Annotated in this window: 16 protein-coding genes; 4 read left to right on the top strand and 12 right to left on the bottom strand. The window is 50.2% G+C overall.

Going from position 1 to position 19,467, the window contains the following annotated elements:
- Positions 1 to 142: 142 nt before the first annotated feature.
- The 3 genes from DXC51_RS11125 to DXC51_RS11115 form a co-directional block, all read right to left on the bottom strand.
- Positions 143 to 1,771, bottom strand: coding sequence for an extracellular solute-binding protein (locus DXC51_RS11125; protein WP_117544563.1), 1,629 nt, complete (start codon positions 1,769 to 1,771; stop codon positions 143 to 145).
- 92 nt (positions 1,772 to 1,863) lie between these two features.
- On the bottom strand, positions 1,864 to 2,793 hold the full coding sequence (locus tag DXC51_RS11120) for a carbohydrate ABC transporter permease (RefSeq protein ID WP_021639327.1): 930 nt from the start codon (positions 2,791 to 2,793) through the stop codon (positions 1,864 to 1,866).
- 13 nt (positions 2,794 to 2,806) lie between these two features.
- Positions 2,807 to 3,736 (bottom strand): ABC transporter permease, encoded by a 930-nt coding sequence (locus tag DXC51_RS11115; RefSeq protein WP_021639326.1) that lies wholly within the window; start codon positions 3,734 to 3,736, stop codon positions 2,807 to 2,809.
- A gap of 526 nt (positions 3,737 to 4,262) precedes the next feature.
- Here DXC51_RS11115 and DXC51_RS11110 point away from each other — a divergent pair.
- Positions 4,263 to 5,330 (top strand): carbohydrate-binding family 9-like protein, encoded by a 1,068-nt coding sequence (locus DXC51_RS11110; RefSeq protein ID WP_117544562.1) that lies wholly within the window; start codon positions 4,263 to 4,265, stop codon positions 5,328 to 5,330.
- On the opposite strand, the gene DXC51_RS11105 is transcribed toward DXC51_RS11110, so the two are convergent.
- Complete coding sequence (locus DXC51_RS11105; protein ID WP_117544561.1) at positions 5,320 to 6,687, bottom strand: ADP-ribosylglycohydrolase family protein; 1,368 nt, start codon at positions 6,685 to 6,687, stop codon at positions 5,320 to 5,322. The genes DXC51_RS11110 and DXC51_RS11105 overlap by 11 nt on opposite strands.
- A gap of 351 nt (positions 6,688 to 7,038) precedes the next feature.
- Positions 7,039 to 7,677 carry a DJ-1/PfpI family protein gene (locus DXC51_RS11100; RefSeq protein ID WP_117544560.1) on the bottom strand — a complete coding sequence of 213 codons (639 nt, stop codon included), beginning with the start codon at positions 7,675 to 7,677 and terminating at the stop codon, positions 7,039 to 7,041.
- A 167-nt stretch (positions 7,678 to 7,844) separates the two neighbouring features.
- Here DXC51_RS11100 and DXC51_RS11095 point away from each other — a divergent pair, with 167 nt between their 5' ends.
- The gene (locus DXC51_RS11095; protein WP_117544559.1) at positions 7,845 to 8,783 is read left to right on the top strand and encodes a helix-turn-helix transcriptional regulator; all 939 of its coding nucleotides are present in this window, start codon (positions 7,845 to 7,847) and stop codon (positions 8,781 to 8,783) included.
- A gap of 19 nt (positions 8,784 to 8,802) precedes the next feature.
- Here the strand turns inward: DXC51_RS11095 and DXC51_RS11090 are convergent, their stop codons facing one another.
- The 4 genes from DXC51_RS11090 to DXC51_RS11075 all read right to left on the bottom strand — a co-directional run bounded on the left by DXC51_RS11090 (position 8,803) and on the right by DXC51_RS11075 (position 13,962).
- Positions 8,803 to 11,145, bottom strand: a complete 2,343-nt coding sequence (locus DXC51_RS11090) for an ABC transporter permease (RefSeq protein WP_181970084.1) — start codon at positions 11,143 to 11,145, stop codon at positions 8,803 to 8,805.
- Positions 11,138 to 11,833 (bottom strand): ABC transporter ATP-binding protein, encoded by a 696-nt coding sequence (locus tag DXC51_RS11085; protein WP_021639318.1) that lies wholly within the window; start codon positions 11,831 to 11,833, stop codon positions 11,138 to 11,140. Before DXC51_RS11085 ends, DXC51_RS11090 begins: the two co-directional genes overlap by 8 nt.
- A 140-nt stretch (positions 11,834 to 11,973) precedes the next feature.
- Positions 11,974 to 13,227, bottom strand: coding sequence for a HAMP domain-containing sensor histidine kinase (locus tag DXC51_RS11080; protein ID WP_117544557.1), 1,254 nt, complete (start codon positions 13,225 to 13,227; stop codon positions 11,974 to 11,976).
- A 21-nt stretch (positions 13,228 to 13,248) separates the two neighbouring features.
- Entirely contained in the window at positions 13,249 to 13,962 is a 714-nt protein-coding gene (locus DXC51_RS11075; RefSeq protein ID WP_242991242.1) for a response regulator transcription factor, read from the bottom strand.
- A gap of 292 nt (positions 13,963 to 14,254) precedes the next feature.
- Between DXC51_RS11075 and asnA the strand changes: the two genes are divergently transcribed.
- Together asnA and DXC51_RS11065 are read left to right on the top strand one after the other, a co-directional pair.
- Complete coding sequence (asnA, locus tag DXC51_RS11070; protein ID WP_117544556.1) at positions 14,255 to 15,265, top strand: aspartate--ammonia ligase; 1,011 nt, start codon at positions 14,255 to 14,257, stop codon at positions 15,263 to 15,265.
- 86 nt (positions 15,266 to 15,351) lie between these two features.
- Positions 15,352 to 15,837, top strand: coding sequence for a GNAT family N-acetyltransferase (locus DXC51_RS11065; RefSeq protein WP_102286936.1), 486 nt, complete (start codon positions 15,352 to 15,354; stop codon positions 15,835 to 15,837).
- A 105-nt stretch (positions 15,838 to 15,942) separates the two neighbouring features.
- Here DXC51_RS11065 and DXC51_RS11060 read toward each other — a convergent pair whose 3' ends face one another.
- The 3 genes from DXC51_RS11060 to DXC51_RS11050 form a co-directional block, all read right to left on the bottom strand.
- Positions 15,943 to 17,310 (bottom strand): cytochrome c biogenesis protein/redoxin, encoded by a 1,368-nt coding sequence (locus tag DXC51_RS11060; protein ID WP_117544555.1) that lies wholly within the window; start codon positions 17,308 to 17,310, stop codon positions 15,943 to 15,945.
- A 171-nt stretch (positions 17,311 to 17,481) separates the two neighbouring features.
- Positions 17,482 to 18,852: an FAD-dependent oxidoreductase gene (locus tag DXC51_RS11055; protein WP_117544554.1), complete on the bottom strand. Its 1,371-nt coding sequence runs from the start codon at positions 18,850 to 18,852 to the stop codon at positions 17,482 to 17,484.
- Positions 18,853 to 18,907: 55 nt separating this feature from the next.
- The gene (locus DXC51_RS11050; protein WP_117544553.1) at positions 18,908 to 19,354 is read right to left on the bottom strand and encodes an RrF2 family transcriptional regulator; all 447 of its coding nucleotides are present in this window, start codon (positions 19,352 to 19,354) and stop codon (positions 18,908 to 18,910) included.
- Positions 19,355 to 19,467 lie beyond the last annotated feature (113 nt).

Genomic DNA, 19,467 nt, shown 5'->3' with positions numbered 1-19,467 from the left:
CTCCAAAAATCCCCTGCCGCCAAATGGCAAGGCGGCAGGGATTTGTCTGTTCAACTGTTTATAAAGCTTCTTTCCAGCTTACCGCCATCCTGGCGGTTTTACGCTGGCGTGTATACGCTGCCTGCCCGCGAAGGCGCAGCTTTTATTCCACTACTTTTTCAATACCGCGGACATCCATCCAGTCTTCCAGTCCCAGCGCATACAGGCCGTCAACATAGCTCTGCCACTGTGTGTCATCGTCAATATCCATTTCGCCGGAAATGAACATTGCCTGTCTTTGGTTGAAGTAATCGGTGAGCGCGCTTGCGATGTCAGAATATCTGTCGATTTTGTCAAGCGGGATCCAGAAAGAAGGAATGGTAGTCTTGGTCAGATAAGGCTCATAGGTGTCTTCCATAACCTTCTTTTCATTATAGGTGGGATGATCCTCGATGTATTTAAAGCCGGAAGGCATATATTTGGGCAGAGACTGCGGCCACAGGTTTCCCCAGCTGAATTTTTCCTGATCCTCCTCTGAAAGAGTCTTTACATCAATGGCACGGTAGCCGTCGTCTTCCTTGAATACAACTGTTCCTACAGGGCCTCTGTTACATCCGATACCGTTTTCCAGCTGGAATGCATTGTCAAACCAGCGGCAGATCACTTCGGGATGCTCTGCGTTATCGGTAATAACCGCCTGTGTCCTGTACACACTGAAGCCGTTGGTATCTCTCATCCACATGCCGCCTTTATCCGTATTCAGTACGGGGAGCACATCGAACTCACTCTTTTCTCCGCCCTCCAGAACAATACCGGAGAACTCACCGCTGCCGTATGCGATGGAAACCCCGTAAAGATCACGGTTTCCTTTACCTTCCCAGGTGGAGCTGTCCTGTGTGAAAATCTCCAGGTCAATCAACCCCTGCTCATACAGGCTGTTAAACCAGCTTAAAAATTCCCGGTAAGTGCTGCTTGCGCCTGCAAATACCACCTCGTCATCCAGGATTCCTATGCCTGATTTTCCCATGGGCAGTCCGAACCAGCCGGTCATCGATTCAATATGCTTATTGTTGGGGTCTGCGGAAAACGGGATTTCATCGTTAGGATCTCCGTTCCCGTTCGCGTCCTGTTCCTTGAACGCCTTTAACACGGCTTCGAACTCTTCCGTTGTTGTGGGCATGTCCATCCCCACATTTTTCAGCCATCTGCCATTGATATAAGGAGAATAGCCTACCTTGGTATCGTCACAGACATAGGGAATGGCATAGATATGTCCGTCCGGAGCCGTCATTTCCTCCCTTACGCCGGGCAGATCCAGGATCTCCGTAATTCTGGGGCAGTACTCGGCAAAATAATCCTCCAGGGGAATAAATACCCCCTGATTCACGCCATAGGTCAGGATCATACTGTCGCTTAATGTCCATCCGCCGACAACATCCGCGTAATCTCCCGAGTTCAAATCCAGATTCAGTCTCTCGGTAGCCGTTTCATAAGGGAAGATACGCATTTCAACATCCACGTTGGTCTGCTTCTTGAACTCATCAAGCATATAGTACTCAGGTTTTTCCTTGGAATCGTCGCAGAAAATGGAAAAGCCGTAGGTTCCCTCGTCCACCAGCGGCAGCCCCACCTTATACATGACGCCGTCCACCTTGCCGCTTTCATCCACGACAGCCTCCGATACCTCCCCCGATGCATTTTCCGTTGTACTTGCAGTGCTGCTGCCGCAGCCTGCCAGGGACGTCACACACATTGCCGCCGCCAGCACTAACGCAACCGCTTTCTTTTTCATTCTTTTTCCTCCTGTTTTATATATTGGCAGCCGCCCTTTGGCTGCAGCTGCCTGTATTCATCCGGCCCTCTGCCGGTAAACACCGCAATGCGTCAGCCCTTCAGGGAACCAATCATTACTCCCTTGACAAAATACTTCTGGATAAAAGGGTATAAAAGCAGAACCGGGATACTGCTGATAATAATCAGGGAATATTTCATAACGTCAATCAGCTGCTGTTTTTCCCGGAGCGCAGCCCTGGCCGCTTCTGTCGTGGCGGTCTGCGCCAGCGCCGTTTCATTGGTAATCAGGATATTACGCAGCACCAGCTGCAGCGGATATTTTTCGGAATCGGAAATATAAACCAACGCGGAAAAATAGGAATTCCAATGCCCTACGCCGTAATAAAGAACCAAAATCGCCGTAATGGCTGCAGAAAGCGGAAGGGCAATCCTGAAGAAAAACTGTCCCTGGGTACAGCCATCGATTTCCGCCGCCTCATACAGCTCTTCAGAAATATTGGATTTGAAAAAGGTTCTTGCCACAATCATGTTGTATACGCTCAGGCAGCCGGGCAGGACCAGCGCCCACATGGTATTGAGCATGTGCAGGTTGCGGATAACCAGGTAAGTGGGGATCAGGCCGCCACCGAAAAACATGGTGACCATATAAAAAAGCGTTACAATTTTCTTTCCCCCGAACCTGTCCCTGGAAAGCGCATAAGCGGTGGGCAGGGTTACCACCAGATTGATGCACACGCCGCAGACCGTGTAAATAATGGAGTTTAAAAAGCCTTTCATAACAGCGCTGTTTTTAAACACCTCCGCATAGCCGTTCAATGTGAATCCAATCGGCCTTAAGATTACCTTGCCGCCGGACACCGCGCTGGGATCGCTGATGGAAGAAATCACCACCCAGTAAAGCGGATATGCCACAATCAGCAGAATCAGAGTCAGTACAATAAAAACAACCGTATCGAAGATCACGTCCTCTTTGCAGCGTTTCATCTTCTTTTTCCTGGGAGCTATTTTAGGTTCTGTCATCTCGTTGTTCCTCCTACCAAAGGCTGTTGCCTGAAAGTTTATCCGCGGCTTTGTTAACAATCAGCAGCATTACCAGATTGACCAGTGTATTAAAAAGCCCGATCGCCGTGGAATAGGACATGTCGTTATTAATAAGGCCGACCTTGTATACATATGTGGAAATGATTTCCGATACGTTCAGGTTCAGGTCGTTCTGCAGCAGATACGCCTTCTCGAAGCCTATGGAAAGGATACTGCCGCAGTTCATAATCAGCAGGACCGTTGCCGTAGGCATAATGGAGGGCAGGTCAATATGCCTGATAAGCTGCAGCTTTGTGGCGCCGTCACATTTGGCCGCCTCATGCAGCTCAGGGCTGATTCCGGAAAGAGCCGCAAAATAAATGACCGAACTCCAGCCCATTCCCTGCCAGATACCAGTCCATACGTAAATGTGTCTCCAATATTCTTTTTTCGCCATAAAGTTGACAGGATCTCCCCCGAAAAACTGTACAATATTATTGATAACACCAACCGAAGGGGATAAAAACAGGATGATCATACCGCACATGACCACCGTGGAAATAAAGTTCGGTGCATAGGTAACCGTCTGAATCAGCTTCCTGTATTTTTTGTGCCGGAATGAATTCAGCAGCAACGCCAGGATAATGGGGATCGGAAAGGACACGATCAGGCCGTACAGGCTCAGAACAAGCGTATTCTTAATTGTTGATGAAAAATAGGGGGATTCAAAAAACCTTTTGAAATAATACAGTCCCACCCACGGGCTTCCCCAAATCCCCGCTTTCGCATTGTACCTGCGGAACGCCAGCTGTACGCCGTACATCGGAATATAGCTGAAAATGAAAGTCAGCACGACGCCCGGTATGCAGAAAAGCCAGAGCGATATATCACGCCGCAATGCCCTCATTGTTGATCCTTTCTTTCTCTTTTTTTTCGTTTTCATGCACTTCTCCCTTCTTGAGCTGTTATTTTAGATGTTTCTGCGGTACGTTTTTTTCTCGTCACGCTTAACATTTTTAACATATGTTCATTATGTTTACAAGAAAACTACAAGCACGCTTTTTATCGTAATTTTCCATTAAATTCTTTTCGTTTATATGTCGTTTTTGTTAGGTAAATAATAACTTTGCACATGCACTTTGTCAATCTGTTTCATACATATTTGTTCATTTTTTACCATTTTTACAAAACATATAAAATTATTAGTGTTAAATTTTGTTCATTATGTATCTTTTGCATTTTTCTAAAATAACCTTTTTATGAGTGTTGGTTTTGGTCATATTTTCGCTTATTTCGTATATTATTATTTTCCTTTCAGTGACAATCGACCGTATTTTTTGTTCTTTCTTTACTATAGTGTTCATTTTTGTTGAATATTTATGAACACAGTGATACAATATCAAAAAAAGCGGGAGAAAGGATGTCCGGATAAACCGGTATCCGTTTCTTCCCGCGGAAAAGAGGTTCTTATGGACAATATCCGCATTCCTGTCCCGGCCGTTGATTTTCACCCGCCTGTGTATTACTGCCGCAGGGCACGGACGGCTCTGCAGCCGGACGGAAATCTGGACAAGGATTTCTGGGATGACGCTCCTTATACGGATGAATTCATCGACATCCAGGGAGCGCATATGCCCGCCCCACGTTTCGGGACACGGGTTAAGATGCTCTGGGATGATGAAAACCTATATATCGGGGCGCAGCTTTACGGAGATGAGATCTGGGGAAATGTAACAGGACGTGATGAGGTCATTTTCCAGGATAACGATTTTGAAATCTTCATTGACCCTGACTCCGACACCCAGCAGTATTATGAATTTGAAATGAATGTGTTGAATACGGTATGGGATTTGTTCCTTCCGGCCGCCTACCGTGACGGGGGAAATGCGGTTAACGGCTATGACATCCACGGCCTGCGCACTGCTGTTGCAGTTAAAGGGAGCATCAACCGGCCGGATGGGGAAAATACAGGCTGGTCCGCGGAGGTGGTGATTCCCTTTCGGGCGATCACCGAAGGCCTGCCGGGGAAAAGGGCGCCGAAGGCCGGGGAGTATTACCGCATGAATTTTTCCAGGGTGCAGTGGACTGTGGACAAGGAAGACGGATGTTACAGAAAACGCACCGACCCTGTAACCGGCAATCCCCTGCCCGAGGACAACTGGGTATGGGCGCCAACCGGCGTCATCAATATTCATTATCCTGAGCTGTGGGGATTTGTCTTTTTCACGGACGGGCAGGAAGAAGGGGGCCGCGCAGGCTCCATTCCGGAGGATGAACGGCGCAAATGGGAGCTGAGAAAGCTTTATTATGCCCAGCAGCTTTACCGGGATGAGAATGGTCATTATACGGACGATTTTACGGCGCTGACGGAGATTCTGCACATACATGCGGCTCTTCCGGAAAATAGAAGAGTTCTGCCGCTTGCCTACAAAATCTCCGTGACGCCGCATACGTTTGAGCTTTCCTGTCCTTCCGCCGACGGAAAACATATAGTGGTGCTTTATTCTTCCGGGAAGGCGGAGGTAATTACGGCCTGAGGGTACGGCTGACAGCAATGGTTCGTTTTACAATCTCCTCCACAGGGATCCTTGTATAGCTGTTTACGCTGGAGCAGATGATCTGCTGCACAGGCGTTTTCCATTTGTCCGGAATTTTGTCAGCGCCGCAGGCGATCCCTGCGATGGAACCGACCGTCGCCCCATTGCAGTCCGTATCAAAGCCGGTAAGCACCGCATGAATTACCGCTTCGCTGTAATCCTGGCCGAAGCACAGCACGCAGGCCGTCACTATCAGCGCATTGGGAATGGCCAGGCACCAGTCAAAGTGATCCTCTTCCCTGTACTTTCCGTGGATCGCCTCCTCCATTGCTTCCCAGGACGCGCCGTCCCTCCACTGGCTTAATAGCAGGGAAAGCTCATGGTAAAGCCGGGATTTTAACGGAATCTGCTTCATGGCTTCCTCCACCCACTCACAGGGCCGGGGGAGAACCGCGGCGGAGGCGATGAGGGCGGCCGTATACATGGCGGCGTAAACGCCGTTTTTTGACTGGGCCACCACTGCGTCGCGGCAGGCCATATCCGCAGCCAGCGCAGGATTGCCTGCCGCGATATATCCATAGAAATCCACCCGGATCTGCGCGCCGATCCACTCACGGAAGGGATTGGCAAGACGCCCGGATTCCGGCGGCAGTACGCCATGCATCAGATTCCTGTAGGCAACGCGTTCCGCCGTGCAGGTATGAAAGGCAGGCAGTCCGAACAGCCAGGATTCCGCCACATCCTCCGAGGTAAAGCCGCTGCCCGCCCGCTCAAGGACGCGCAGGGCGAGCACGGTATAATTCATATCATCATCCACCGGATAGGTATCCATGTTATTGATCCAACAGATTTTCTGACGGTCATAGGCGGTGCCTGGATCCCTGTCCGTCACCCCGTATTTTTCCCGGATTTCTACATCAGTTTCGGAATGCATATAGCTTCGCAGGGGATACTGTCCGCTTTCCTCCAGAAAGCCGCGGATTTTATCCCGGCTCCAGCCCTCTACCGGAATTCCCAGCAGGCAGCCAGATGCCCTGCCTATCCAGGCGCCCTTCAGGCGATTCTCCAGTTCCTCTTCCGGCACCGGACGGCACAGGCTGCTGCCCTGCGCGGCCTTTCGGATATCCTCACAGGCCTCAGGTTCTTCATATGGAAACATGGCTTTAACAGGGCAATTCTCCATTTCCAACAGAAGCTCCCTGGCCTGTTTTTCCTTTTCCTCCCCGTCTTCCATAGCGGCAATTTTCTCCGCCCGGGGAAGAAGCGCCTCAATCTGCCGGCCTTCGTCCCTGCACTGTCTGATTTCATCCCCGATGTTGCCGCTGTCCTTCATCCACAGCATTTTTTCCTTTAACATGGCGTCCCCTCCTGAATGTGTTTATGCATGTGATTATGCATGTATTTCGGCATGCATTTATGCATGTGTTTCTGAAAATGTTTCTGAATTTGCCCCTGAATATATCTTCTAATATGTTTTTGAGCAGAATTTTACTGCTGCTATTCTTTCACTATAGTTGAACTCAGGAGAGGACGCAATATAAAATACATGCTTTCCATGTAAAACATTCTACTTTATATAAAAGTCCCGATAACCAATCCGTTACCCTGCTTTCCCATAAGGGAGCAGGTAAATACATTTGCCTGAGACAGAGCTGAATACGGCTAGTGTCAATGTGACAAGACACCAGGCACTCCGGCCGAGGCCAAATCAGTTTTCTCCGCCAGATGGCAAAGACTGCATGAGGGCAAAGAAATATTCAGGTCTGCCGGTGCTGAAATATCCATACCACGCTTCCAATGTATCCGCCTGAAAAACGCCCAAATACTCAATAATTTGTTTCGTCCATAGCAAAGCGCCTGCACTGCCCGCCGTAATCAGGTTGTTATCCGCCGCTGAAGGCATATCCACATAAAAGCCCTGCCCCTTATATTCAGGAACAAACATTTCAAGAAATCCCGGTCCATTACTGGTGTGAAGGCGATTATCCAGCAGCCCGTATCCGGCAAGCGCAGCGGTGGCTCCGCAGATCGCACAGACCGCAGCTCCAACGGAAAGAAGCCTGTCCGCCTTTTCGAGAACCGCTCTGTGCCTTGGATCATTCCAGGCATCTGCGCCCGGCAACAGCAGCACGCTTGCTTCACTCTCTTCAATATCATCGGTGATACAATCAGGCACAATTTTCATCCCTCCCATGGTAATGACCGGCTCCCTGGAACAGCTCACCGTTTTGAGGGGCACGCGCGGCGCATTCTTCTTGAAAAAGCGGCCTGAGTTCAGCTCTGAGGCAACATGGCCCAGTTCCCAGTCGGCTAAAGTATCAAGAACATAAACATAGATTGTATACATAATTCTCCTCCATTTGTGACAGTTCAGACGGAACGCAACCGCTATCTCCATTTTCATTGCAGCTTCGCCCAAAAGGCAGATTGATTTGTAAGCTTTTTTATTGTACCATGTGATTACTGCCAGCATTATGGCAGCAATTAAAATAAAATCCGGAAAGGCGGCTGCAAATGAAAATAGACAGGCTTGTGAGTATTATAATGGTACTTCTTGACAAAAATCGTATCGGCGCGCAGGAGCTGGCAGATATGTTCGAAGTTTCACTGCGCACAATATACCGGGACATAGACGCGATCAACATGGCGGGGATTCCTGTCCGCGGGACCTCGGGAGTGAACGGCGGCTTTGAAATCATGCCGGAATACAAGCTTGATAAAAAGGTTTTCTCAGCTGCGGATCTCTCCGCTATCCTGATGGGGCTTTCCAGTCTTTCCAACATGATTCACGGTGATGAGCTGATAAACGCCCTGGCAAAGGTCAAAAGCTTTATCCCTGCCGACAGAGCCAAAGACATTGCATTGAAAGCAAATCAGATATTTATAGATTTAAGCCCGTGGATGGGCAACAGGAACATGCAGCCGTATCTGGAGAAAATCAAAGCTGCCCTGCAGGAAAGCCGGCTGCTTTCTTTTGAATATGCAGACCGTTACGGCAATAAAACAACCCGCACAGCCGAACCGTATCAGCTTGTATTGAAAAGTAATCACTGGTATCTGCAGGGCTTTTGCCGCAAAAGAAATGACTTTCGTTTATTCAGGCTTTCCCGCATGTCAAAGCTGCAGTTACAGGAGGAAGCTTTTACACCCCGGGATTTTCAAAAGCCCCAGCTGGAATTTGCGGATATCCTGGACTCCATGCAGTCGGAAATTAAAATCCGCATCCATGAAACCATCCGGGAAAAGGTCCTTGATTACTGCACTGAGGATAACTTTTCTCCGGACGGTGACGGATATTACCTTGTCAGTTTCCCTTTCATAGAAAACGATTACTACTACAATATTCTTTTCAGCTTCGGAAATCAATGCGAATGCCTAGAGCCGCCGCATGTACGTGCGGAAATGAAGCGCAGAATCCATGAAATAGCTGCTTTGTATGAAAACCAGGCATAGGCTCTATTCCGCTCCCACGTTACAGCGCATGGATAGTGTCTACGATATCCATGTCCCTGATTTTCCTGGCAGGCCCTCTTACCGCCAACAGGGTGGCTGCGACGGTCACTCCCACTACAACTGCCAATTGCAGGAATGGCACCTGCCAGGCCGTTCCCCAATGGCTCGTGACCATCATTTTAAATACGAAATGGTGTGCCGGAATACCCATGGCAATCCCCAGTATGGAACCTAACGCCGCGTATACAACAGCCTCCGCCCTTACCATGCGAAGCAACTGGCCGCCCTCCATGCCGATGGCCCTCATCACGCCGCACTGATTCATACGGCTTGTAACACTCATGTTAATGCTGTTAATAATATGCAGTACGGCTATCATCAGAATAACCGCCAGGAAACCGTAAACAAACACCGAAAAGGAAATCATAACAGCCTGGCTTTCCGCCTTGCTCTGCCTGGCATCGGAAAAGGTAAGCCCAAGCCCGGCGGCCTGTTCCCTCAGCTGCGTTACCATTTCCTCCGATGCCCCCCTTTTCAGCTGTATATCCAGTATGGTAAAGGCATTTTCCCCGGTAAGCTGACGGAAGCTGTCTTCAGAACAGATGAAAATGCTCTCGCCATTTTCACTGTCAAAAGGGCTGCTGCCAAGCACTCCGGCAATCTGCACCTGCCTGAGTTCCCCGTTCAGCTCCAGTTCCAGTCTCTCCCCCGTATGCCAGTCCCTGCCTTCTCCCGCGACTGCAAGCACCTTTCCAGGTGTTCCCCGCACTTCCTCAATGCTGCCCTCCTGCAGGAAGTCCTCCGCCCAGCCGAACTGGTGCTCCTCATAGGAGACCAAATAGGACATTTCCTGAGTCTCCGACTGTTCCCCGGAGAAAGGGACATCAAATGCAAACATTCTGCCGTATACCTTATTTATCTCCGGATTCTTTTCCAGTTCCTCGTATATTTTATTTTCAATGGAGCAGGTATTGTCGGCACTCACCAGGGAAAGATCAGGACTCCAGGGACGCAGCGGCCGCACCGCATGATGCATGAAATCAACGATTCCTGAGAAGCTCATAAACATCAGGATGCTCAGGGCAAAGGACACGGTCATAAGCAGCAGGTTCTTCCGGTTTTCCAGGGCATGATAGATTCCCAGATTCCTGTCCACCTTACCGGCCCTGAAAAAACGCATATTTTTCATCTGTCCGGGCAGCCGGGCATTGCCGCTCACCGCTGTAAGCGGGGATACGGAGGATGCCTTTTTGGCCGGGGAAAGGGAGGCGAGCAGACAGGCGGCCAGGCCAACCGCAGCCCCCGCAGCCAAGGCCGGGATGCTAATGCCAAACAGTGGGATATCTGCAAAATATTCCGGATTCATCACCCGCAGGAAACCGCACAGCATCCAGATCACCAGCACGCCCACGGCAAGCCCCGCCGGAATTGCCTTCCGGCAGTAACACATTCCTTCCTTTATGACAAAACGTTTCACCTGTTTTCTGGTTGCCCCCAGGCAACGGAGCATGCCGAAAAAACGGATCCGATCCGTAACACTGGTCTGAAAGCTGCTGGTTATCATCAGCACCGCAGCAGTGAGGACGAAAAGGAAAAGAACCGCGGCCGTTCCGTAAATTCCTACGAAAAAGGGATCATCGCTCTGCCCCATCGCCGCCAGAAGATAGGCATTTTCTCCTATCGAATCGGGAGTAATGCCAAGACTCTCCGCAATTTTCAGTTTCTCGGCCTGGATGTTGGTAAAGGGCCGGAATTTGATATAATAGGCACTGCTGTATTCCTCCGGGGAAAACAGTCTGCGCAGCGTTTCCACCGACATCAGGATTCCTGCCTGATCCGCCTTTAATATGGACGCCGTATCCCCGGCGACAGCTGTAATCAGAAGCTGCATATCATCGCCGTCAGGCCGCTCCAGGGTGATGCTGTCCCCCGGCTCTATTCCAAAGGTCCGGGCCATTGTCCCGGTAATCAGGGCTTCGTTTCCTTTATCCGGCCAGGTTCCCGCCTCCAGCCGGATTCCCAGTTCCTTTGCCAGCGCCTCATCAACGCCTGAAATATTGGCGGCCTTGCCAAAAAGCGTGTATCCGGAACGGGAGCCAACGCTTTCCAGATAACCTGAGACGGCAATCTGCGGGCGCAGGGCCACTATCTGCTCCTGTTTCTTTGCCATATCCTTTATCCCAATGTGCCAGCTGCCGTATTGTTTTTTCATTGAGATCTGCTGTGTCTGCAGCTCCATATCCGCCATGCCGAAAATCGTTGCTACCAGCGCCACCGCCAGAAGAATAACGAAAAGGCTCATGCGGTTTTTCCGTTTATGCTTTTCGGCATACTCCTTTACCAGATCGAGATAACTATTCATATATAGCCTCCCTTCCGGCATTCACTTCCTTCAGGCAGCCGTCCGTCACCTGAAATACCCGGTCCGCATCCGCCGCAATGTTCATGTTATGTGTGATCATAAGCACTGTCTGGCGGTATTTGCGGGACAGGCTGTGCAGCAGGGAAATGACCTCGCGGCTCGTCCTGGAATCCAGGTTGCCTGTTGGTTCATCCGCCAGAATCAGCGCCGGATGATTCATCAGCGCCCTTCCAATCGCCACTCTCTGCTGCTGTCCCCCGGAAAGCTGGCTGGGCAGGTGCTTCCTTCTTTCCTTCAGCCCCAGATTTCCCATCAGCTCCTCCACGTATGCCATGTCCGGCTTCTGGTAATCCAGAAGCACCGGGAACACCAGGTTCTGTTCCACGGTAAGCTCCGGTATCAGATGGAAGCCCTGGAAAATAAACCCGATGTTCCGCCGCCGGAATACGGTCCTTTCTTTTTCCTTCATGGAAAAAAGATCCCTGCCCTCCACCAGTATTTTGCCTGCGCCCGGTGTATCCAGTCCGCCCACCAGATTTAACAGCGTGCTTTTCCCGGAACCGGATTCTCCCACCACTGCCGCAAATTCTCCTTTTTGCAGCGTGAAGGATACGTTTTTCAGCGCCTCCACCTTCGCATCTCCTGTGCCGTAGGTTTTGCCAAGATTTTCTACTTTTAAGATTTCCATCCTGAACTTCCTTTCTTAATGTTTATAGAATTGATGCTTTCCCGGCTGTTCATTCCTGGAAAGCTTTATTTATTTGTTGAAAGTAAGTATAATGGATGCGCCTTACGCCAAGGTGTATGGCAGCTTGCAAATTTGTAAGATTACCGGTTTACTTCTTTGTAAGGAAGAAACACCGTAAACAAAGCGCCCTCTCCCAAGGTACTCTCCACACTTATCGTCCCTTCATGCCCTTCCACAATCGCCTTGGCCAGAGGAAGCCCCAGCCCGGCCCCTTCCCCGTCATTGGAGAAACGGCTCCTGTAGAATCGTTTGAAGATAGCGTACATGTCCTCAGGATGGATACCGTTTCCGTTGTCCTTTACCTGAATCCTTGTTCCGGTTCCCACCGCTTCCCAGGAAATCTCTATTTTCCCGCCTTCTTTTGTATGATCCAGCGCATTTTTCACCAGGTTGGAGACGGCTTCCTGCATCCAGTCCCTGTCGCACACAGTATAGCAGGCCGGGCTGCCCTCCAGAATTATCTCTTTGCCCTCCCTCTGCGCACGGGTTTCAAATTCCGAACGGATATCCTCCATCAGTCCGCGCACTTTTACCTCCTGGCTGCCGAACCGGATCATATCCGCATCCAGCCGGGCGATTTTAAGCAGATTCAACACAAGCGTCTGCATCCGTTCCAGGGCGGCCACGGATTTGGCGGCAAATTTTTTCACCGTTTCCTCTTCTCCGCTCTCCTGCTGAATGATATCCTGATACATAAAAAGAGCGGCCAACGGCGTTTTCAGCTGATGGGAAATATCGGAAATCGTATCCTTCAGAAATTCCTTTGCCTTCCTCTGGGCTTCCCTGTGGGAATTCAGCGAGGATGCCATTTCATTCACCGCCGTGGAAAGCAGCGCGAAATCACCTTCCCCTTCGGCAGCGATCCTCCGGTCAAAATTTCCTTCCGTAAACCGGCGCACATTTTCTTCCATTTCCTTAAGCCTGATATGCTCCCTTTGCAGCAGCCAAAATACCAGAAATACCGACAGGCCAATGGCTGTCAGGCCAAAAATGGAGTAGACAGCTCCCCATTTACCGCCCAGGGAACGCAGGACAGGCATCAGGTAAACCGCCAGCGTCTCTTCATATCCTGCCTGGCGCATCAACAGCCTGCCCTGCGCAGCCATTTCTTCCGATATCTCCCCGGCAAGCAGCTTTGCCGCCCGGGCCGGATCCACACCGGCCTCCAGCAGCGCGCCTGCCGCTTCCGCCTGCTGCTGCAGGTATACTTTTTTTATATCCTCCATCTGCCTGAACAGAAGGAAGCCGCCTGTCAATACCAGACATAATATCAAAGCGGCGCTTCCCGCCAAAAACCTGCGTATATCCCTGTCTTTCCCTAAACTTCCCACCATTAAACTCCTTTGCCGCCAGACTTATTCCTTCCACTGATAACCAAGCCCCCGTACCGTGAGCAGATGCTTCGGAGAAGAAGGCTCCTCTTCTATTTTGCTCCGCAGCCTCCTGATGTAAACGGACAGCGTATTATCGTCCACAAACTCCCCGTTTCCGTCCCAAAGCCTGTCAAGGATCCGTTCCCTTGTCAGAATCATGCCCTGATTCTTAAGAAACAGACAAAGCAGCCGGTATTCCTGCGCTGTAAGCTCAAGCGGCTCCTCCTCCAGCCAGGCCCTGTTTCCCACCAGATCCACCCGGATACCGCCGGACTCCAGCACAGGTTCCTGTACCGCGCCCGCCCCTTTTCCTCTTTTTCCGGCCCTTCTTTGCAACGAATGAATCCGGGAAAGAAGTTCGTTGAGCCGAAACGGCTTGGACACATAATCATCCCCGCCCATATCCAGCCCCCTGACCACATTGAACTCCTCATCCGCAGCCGTCAGAAACAGAATCGGCACTTCCGAGGTCCGCCGGATCCGTTCGCAAATCTCAAATCCGTTCCCGTCCGGCAGCGAAACATCCAGCAAAACCACATCAAACCTTCCGTCCGTGTAAAGCTTTCCAAACTCCTCCACACTCCTTGCTACCTCCACCTCAAACCCGTCCTTCTTCAGGGCGTATTCCAGCCCGTCAATCAGGCTTCCATCATCCTCTACCAGCAAAACCCTGTCCTTATCCATTTCACGGTTCATTCCCTGTTTCCTTCCTTCCATTCTTCCCTTAATTTTCTATCTGTTAAAAAACCACTCACCTGTATCCCGCTCATTTTCCTCTGCTTATCCCTACATTATAAAGTCCTCCTGCCCAAAAGACAATATTCCTGTCCAATACGTTCAGTGCAGCTTCACAGTTCAGTAACCTTCCCCCCTGTTTTTCACATAAGCAATTGACATCGCCTTTTTGCTGGATTATGATAGGAAAGGACTATTTTAACCAAAAATTCGGAGGTATATATCCGGCCGCATTATAACCGGAGAAAAAAAGATGGAAAACTTAAACATCCCTAAAAATTACGAATCAGCCCTTTCCCTCCACGATACCCAGATCGGCATTAAGACGGTAAAGGACTTCTTTCAGACGCTGCTGGCAGAACGGCTGAACCTGCTGCGTGTATCTGCGCCGCTTTTTGTAGACCCTGCTTCCGGCCTGAACGATAACCTGAACGGGATTGAGCGTCCCGTAGCTTTCGGCATCAAGGAACAGAATGATTACGAAGCCGAGATCGTACAGTCTCTGGCCAAATGGAAACGCTTCGCGCTGAAAAAATACGGCTTCCAGCCCGGCGAAGGCCTCTATACTGATATGAGCGCCATACGCAGGGATGAGATTACGGACAATATCCACTCTATTTACGTGGATCAGTGGGACTGGGAAAAAATCATAACCAAAGAGGAACGCAGCCTCGACACGCTGAAGGATATCGTGCGCATTGTATATAAGGTACTGCGCAAAACGGAAAAGTTCATGTCCATCCAGTACGATTACATAGAAGAAATCCTTCCCCACGATATTTTCTTTGTTACCACCCAGGAGCTGGAAACCATGTTCCCTGACAATACGCCAAAGGAAAGGGAATACTATATTGCCAAGGCCAAAGGCGCTGTCTGCATCATGCAGATCGGCGATACGCTGGAATCCGGCGAAAGGCATGACGGCCGCGCGCCGGACTACGACGACTGGTCCCTGAATGCGGATATCGTGGTTTATTATCCGGTTCTGGACATTGCGCTGGAGCTGTCCTCCATGGGTATCCGTGTAGATAAAGAGGCCCTGCTTTCCCAGCTTGAAAAAGCAGGCTGCCCGGAACGGGCGCAGCTGCCCTTCCAGAAGGCTATTATTGAAGAAAAGCTGCCCTACACCATCGGCGGCGGCATCGGCCAGTCCCGTATCTGTATGTTCTTCCTGAGAAAAGCCCACATCGGGGAGGTTCAGTGCTCTCTGTGGCCGGAGGAAATAATGGCGGAAGCGGAAAGCCACGGCATCCATCTTCTGTAGGCCGTATTTTTACGATAAGAAAGCCCTGACCGGCACACACTGCCGGCGGGGCTTCTTCAAATTACAATTCCAGGAGGCAGCTAAAAATGGCAGCTGATAAAACCTTTCTCCGTCCGCTCACCGAGGCGGACATTGATACCATCTATTCCCTTACCTCAGATCCCAGGGTGGCAAAATACATGCGTTTTTCAACCCATACCAGCCGGAAGGAGGCCGAGGAGCTTTTTTATGAATATACCAAATCCGGCAATTCCGGCTGGCTTATCTGTCTGACAGAGGACGAATCCCCTGTGGGCATTGCGGCGCTGAAGCAGGAGGAAAATGAGCCGGATACGCGCTCCATGTCCGTATTCCTTTATCCTGACTGCTGGAATAAGGGCTACAGCACCGAAGTGGTGCGGCACATGAAAAATGCTGCTGCCGCTGAAAAAATCGGGTGTCTGAAGGCTTACGTAGTCCAGGACAACGCAGGCTCCTGCCGGGTTCTGGAAAAAAGCGGCTTTTCCCTGCAGGAAATCCTTCATTTTCCTGATATGGCCTCAGGCCTCTGCATTTATACCCTGCAGCTGTAAACGTGCGCCTCCGGGCGCGCCGCAAAAAACCAGCTCAGCCATTTTTCCACATGGCTGAACTGGTTTTTATTTTCCATTTATTCCTGTATTATTGTACCCTGTTTCTTACTGCACACGCTTCCCTGTCATTGTCTGGGAAACAATGCTCTCCATCATATCAGGGCTTAGCGCTCCCTGCGCATATCCGAATACATTGCCGTCCTTATCAATCATGAAGGTGGTGGGGAAGGAACGGATGCCGTAGACGGAAAATATTTCGCCGGTGGTATCCATGACTACAGGAAAGCTGTAGCCGCTGTCACTCAGGAATTTTTCCACTTCCTCCTGAGTCCCGTCCTGATTGTAGGGATATTCATCCGACTTTGGATTGGCAATGCCGAGCACTACCAGATCTTCGCTGTTTTCCCCGTATTTTTCATATAACGCCTGGATGTCGGGCATTTCTCCCTTACAGGGAGGGCACCAGGTAGCCCAGAAGTTCAAAAACACCGTTTTCCCTTGATAATCCGAAAGCGTATGGGTTTCACCATACTGATCCACCAGTGTGAAATCAGGCGCAGGCGTCTTTTTCTCCTCAGCCTGTGTGCTCTCCTGAGCGGCTGTGCCTGAAGAATCGCTTTCTGACGATGCCTGTCCGGGCTGCGAAGGGGTATTCGATGCGGTTTCCGGAGTGCTCTCCGGCACGGTTTCAGCCGCATTCTCCGTTTCCGTTATCTGGGACTGCTCCGGCGCATCGCCAAGCTGCGCTTTGGAAAGGTAGCTGGTAATGCCGTTCATAAATCCGGTAAGAGTCATAACACCCATCAGGATCAGCAGCGCCGCGCCGACCTTTACTGTATATTTTACCACATTTCTCTTTTTCTTAAAGAAATCAAGCACGGAGCCGGTAAAGATTCCCACTGCCAGGAAAGGAATGACGAAGCCCAGTGTATATACGCCAACCAACAGGAATCCCTTTGCCGAAGAGGAGGAAGAGGAGGCCATCAACAGCACGCTTCCCAGCGTAGGACCTACGCAGGGTGTCCAGGCGAAGCTGAAGGTGAAGCCAAGCAGCAGCGCCACCAGCGGATTCATGGAAAACCGATCCAGCCGGAAGGGCAGGCGGTGCTCTCTCTCAATGGTTTCGGATCGTCCGAACACTCCCAGCTGGTAAAGGCCGAACATAATCATGATAATTCCGCTGATCCGTGCGAACCACACCCGGTTGTTGGTAAAGAAACGCCCCATCGCCGAGAAGCCGAAGCCCAGCAGGAAAAAGGTAAAACTGATACCCAATACGAAAAACAGCGTATTTATCAACACCTTTTTCCGTGGATAATGTACAATACCATTTTCGTCCACTGTCTTGGTCCCGCCTGCCAGATAGCTGACATACAGAGGAACAAGGGGCAGGACGCAGGGTGAGAAAAAGCTTAAAATACCCTGAATAAACACTGTAATTACCGGAACTCCGGTTTCAACTGAAAAACCCATAATCATCTCCTTAGCTTTCTTTTATATATTTTAATGTAACTGTCCAGTTTTTCTCAGTAACTGCTAACCTCCATCCTGAATCGCCTTTAGCGATGGATTGAATCTTTTTTACGGTCATTGCAAAGCGCTGGCCTGCGCAGCTACATGTGCTGGCTTGGCGAACAGTCAGATTTAATTTACCGCTGCGAACAAATCGTTCAGGGCCTCGCTCATGGTAGGATGCGTATAAATATTATCTCTCAGAACCGTGTAGGGAATACCTGCATCCATGGCAAGCTTGAACAGGTTGATTATTTCATAGGATTCCGCGCAGTACAGATGCGCCCCCAGAATCAGTCCTGTTTTTCCGTCAATCACAGCCTTCATCATCCCGGCTGTGGCTTTCAGAACGCGCGCCTTGGGAACCGCCGCCATCTGCAGCCGTGCCGTTTTTACTTCATAGCCGGCTTTGCGGGCTTCCGCTTCCGTCATACCCACTCTGGAAAGCGGGGGATCCAGAAATACACTGTAGGGAACCGCGCCTCTGTTGGCGGTGGTACGGCTGCCGTCACCCAATATCTGGGATTTTACGATACGGCTGTCATCCAGGGATATATAGGTAAACTGCAGACCTCCTGCCACATCGCCCATCGCCCAGATATGAGGGACGGACGTCCGCAGGCCTTCATCTGTTTTCACGGCGCCGCGCTGTGTCAGCTCGATGCCTGCCCTTTCCGGATGAAGCTCAGCCAGGTTGGGGCGTCTGCCTGTGGCTACCAGAATTGCATCCACACTCAGTTCCTCTTCTCCGCCTTCCGTTTTAATGGAAGCTATGGCTTTACCGTTCTCATCCCTTACTGCAGTTACCGCTGCTTTTCTGAGAATCCGCATACCCGCTGCCGTCATATGCTCAAGGACAGCTGCCGATACCTCTTCATCTTCCCTGGGAATAAAGGCTTCCCCATCCTGCACGATGGTTACCTGGGAGCCAAAATTGGTATAGTAGGAAGCAAATTCCAGCCCTATATAGCCGCCGCCGATAATAAGCAGTTTCTCCGGAAGCTCCTCCAGTTCCATCATGCCCTCGCTCGTATAGGCATAACGGCTTTCCTTCAGCCCTGTAATGGGAGGTACAAAGGGCGTCCCCCCGGTATTAATAAATATTCTCTTTCCGTACAGCTCTTCCGTATTTCCTTCCGGATATGTAACCAGAATTCTGTGGTCATCCAGAAAAGCTGCCGTTCCGGTAAGCACTTCTACCCCGGCCCCAACGGCTTTATTATAATTTTTCTGACGAAGTTCAGCTGTCAGCTGCCTTTTTTCCTCAATTACCTTACGGTAGCGGTCTGCCTTATCCTGAAAGCTTCCGCCCTCCGCCGCTGACATTCTGGCGTTGTTTTCCAGAAATTTACTGGGGATACAGGCCACATTTATGCACGTACCGCCATACATTTTATCGGAGCGCTCTATCAGCGCTGTCTTTTCCCCTTTAGAAGCAAGAGCGCCTGCCAGGGTCTTTCCGCCTTTTCCGAAACCTATAATTATATTGCCATATTCCTTCATTTGATTTCTCCTTGTTTTGTGAAGCAAAAATGAAATTTATCTGCGGGCAGAAGAATTATCCCACTGCTGCTTTCGCCTGTTTTTGCGCCCGTATTTCTATCAGTTTCCGTTCTATCTCGCCTATCGTAATCGTTTTCAGCTTCTCCAGGCACATGTCATTTAAGTTCAGGTAAATTTCATCCATCACATCCGCCATGCCCGAAGCAATCATACAGTTCATATCACTGTCCCCGCTGCGCCAGGAAGCTTCCACAAACCGGATATCCAATGCTTCGGCAACCCGGTACAGCGTAATATCTTCCGCCTGCTCCACAGACGTATAACCGCCCACCTTTCCTTCCTTTGTCTGCACCAGGCCCACCTTCTTCAGCCTAGCCATTACTTTTCTTACGCGGGCCGGATTGGTACAGATATTTTCCGCCAGCTCTTCACTGGAAATTGTGCATCCCTTATGCTTCAGAAATACCAGGCCATGCACGGCCACACAAAAATCACTGTTCAATACATTACCCCCTTCTGCGTTATTGCGCCCATATTTTATTTTCATTTGTAACTGTAATTATTTGTTGTACACTTTGTACTGTAACTATATCATTTACAGATATAGTTGTCAAT

It is taken from the genome of Eisenbergiella massiliensis (genome assembly GCF_003435485.1).
The sequence above is the reverse complement of the archived record's forward strand: the minus strand, read 5'-3'. Positions and strand labels throughout refer to the sequence as shown.

Bases quoted from the DNA above. Each gene is read 5' to 3' on its own strand.
- DXC51_RS11125 (WP_117544563.1), bottom strand. From the start codon at position 1,771: ATGAAAAAGAAAGCGGTTGCGTTAGTGCTGGCGGCGGCAATGTGTGTG.
- DXC51_RS11120 (WP_021639327.1), bottom strand. From the start codon at position 2,793: ATGACAGAACCTAAAATAGCTCCCAGGAAAAAGAAGATGAAACGCTGC.
- DXC51_RS11115 (WP_021639326.1), bottom strand. From the start codon at position 3,736: ATGAAAACGAAAAAAAAGAGAAAGAAAGGATCAACAATGAGGGCATTG.
- DXC51_RS11110 (WP_117544562.1), top strand. From the start codon at position 4,263: ATGGACAATATCCGCATTCCTGTCCCGGCCGTTGATTTTCACCCGCCT.
- DXC51_RS11105 (WP_117544561.1), bottom strand. From the start codon at position 6,687: ATGTTAAAGGAAAAAATGCTGTGGATGAAGGACAGCGGCAACATCGGG.
- DXC51_RS11100 (WP_117544560.1), bottom strand. From the start codon at position 7,677: ATGTATACAATCTATGTTTATGTTCTTGATACTTTAGCCGACTGGGAA.
- DXC51_RS11095 (WP_117544559.1), top strand. From the start codon at position 7,845: ATGAAAATAGACAGGCTTGTGAGTATTATAATGGTACTTCTTGACAAA.
- DXC51_RS11090 (WP_181970084.1), bottom strand. From the start codon at position 11,145: ATGAATAGTTATCTCGATCTGGTAAAGGAGTATGCCGAAAAGCATAAA.
- DXC51_RS11085 (WP_021639318.1), bottom strand. From the start codon at position 11,833: ATGGAAATCTTAAAAGTAGAAAATCTTGGCAAAACCTACGGCACAGGA.
- DXC51_RS11080 (WP_117544557.1), bottom strand. From the start codon at position 13,227: ATGGTGGGAAGTTTAGGGAAAGACAGGGATATACGCAGGTTTTTGGCG.
- DXC51_RS11075 (WP_242991242.1), bottom strand. From the start codon at position 13,962: ATGAACCGTGAAATGGATAAGGACAGGGTTTTGCTGGTAGAGGATGAT.
- asnA (WP_117544556.1), top strand. From the start codon at position 14,255: ATGGAAAACTTAAACATCCCTAAAAATTACGAATCAGCCCTTTCCCTC.
- DXC51_RS11065 (WP_102286936.1), top strand. From the start codon at position 15,352: ATGGCAGCTGATAAAACCTTTCTCCGTCCGCTCACCGAGGCGGACATT.
- DXC51_RS11060 (WP_117544555.1), bottom strand. From the start codon at position 17,310: ATGGGTTTTTCAGTTGAAACCGGAGTTCCGGTAATTACAGTGTTTATT.
- DXC51_RS11055 (WP_117544554.1), bottom strand. From the start codon at position 18,852: ATGAAGGAATATGGCAATATAATTATAGGTTTCGGAAAAGGCGGAAAG.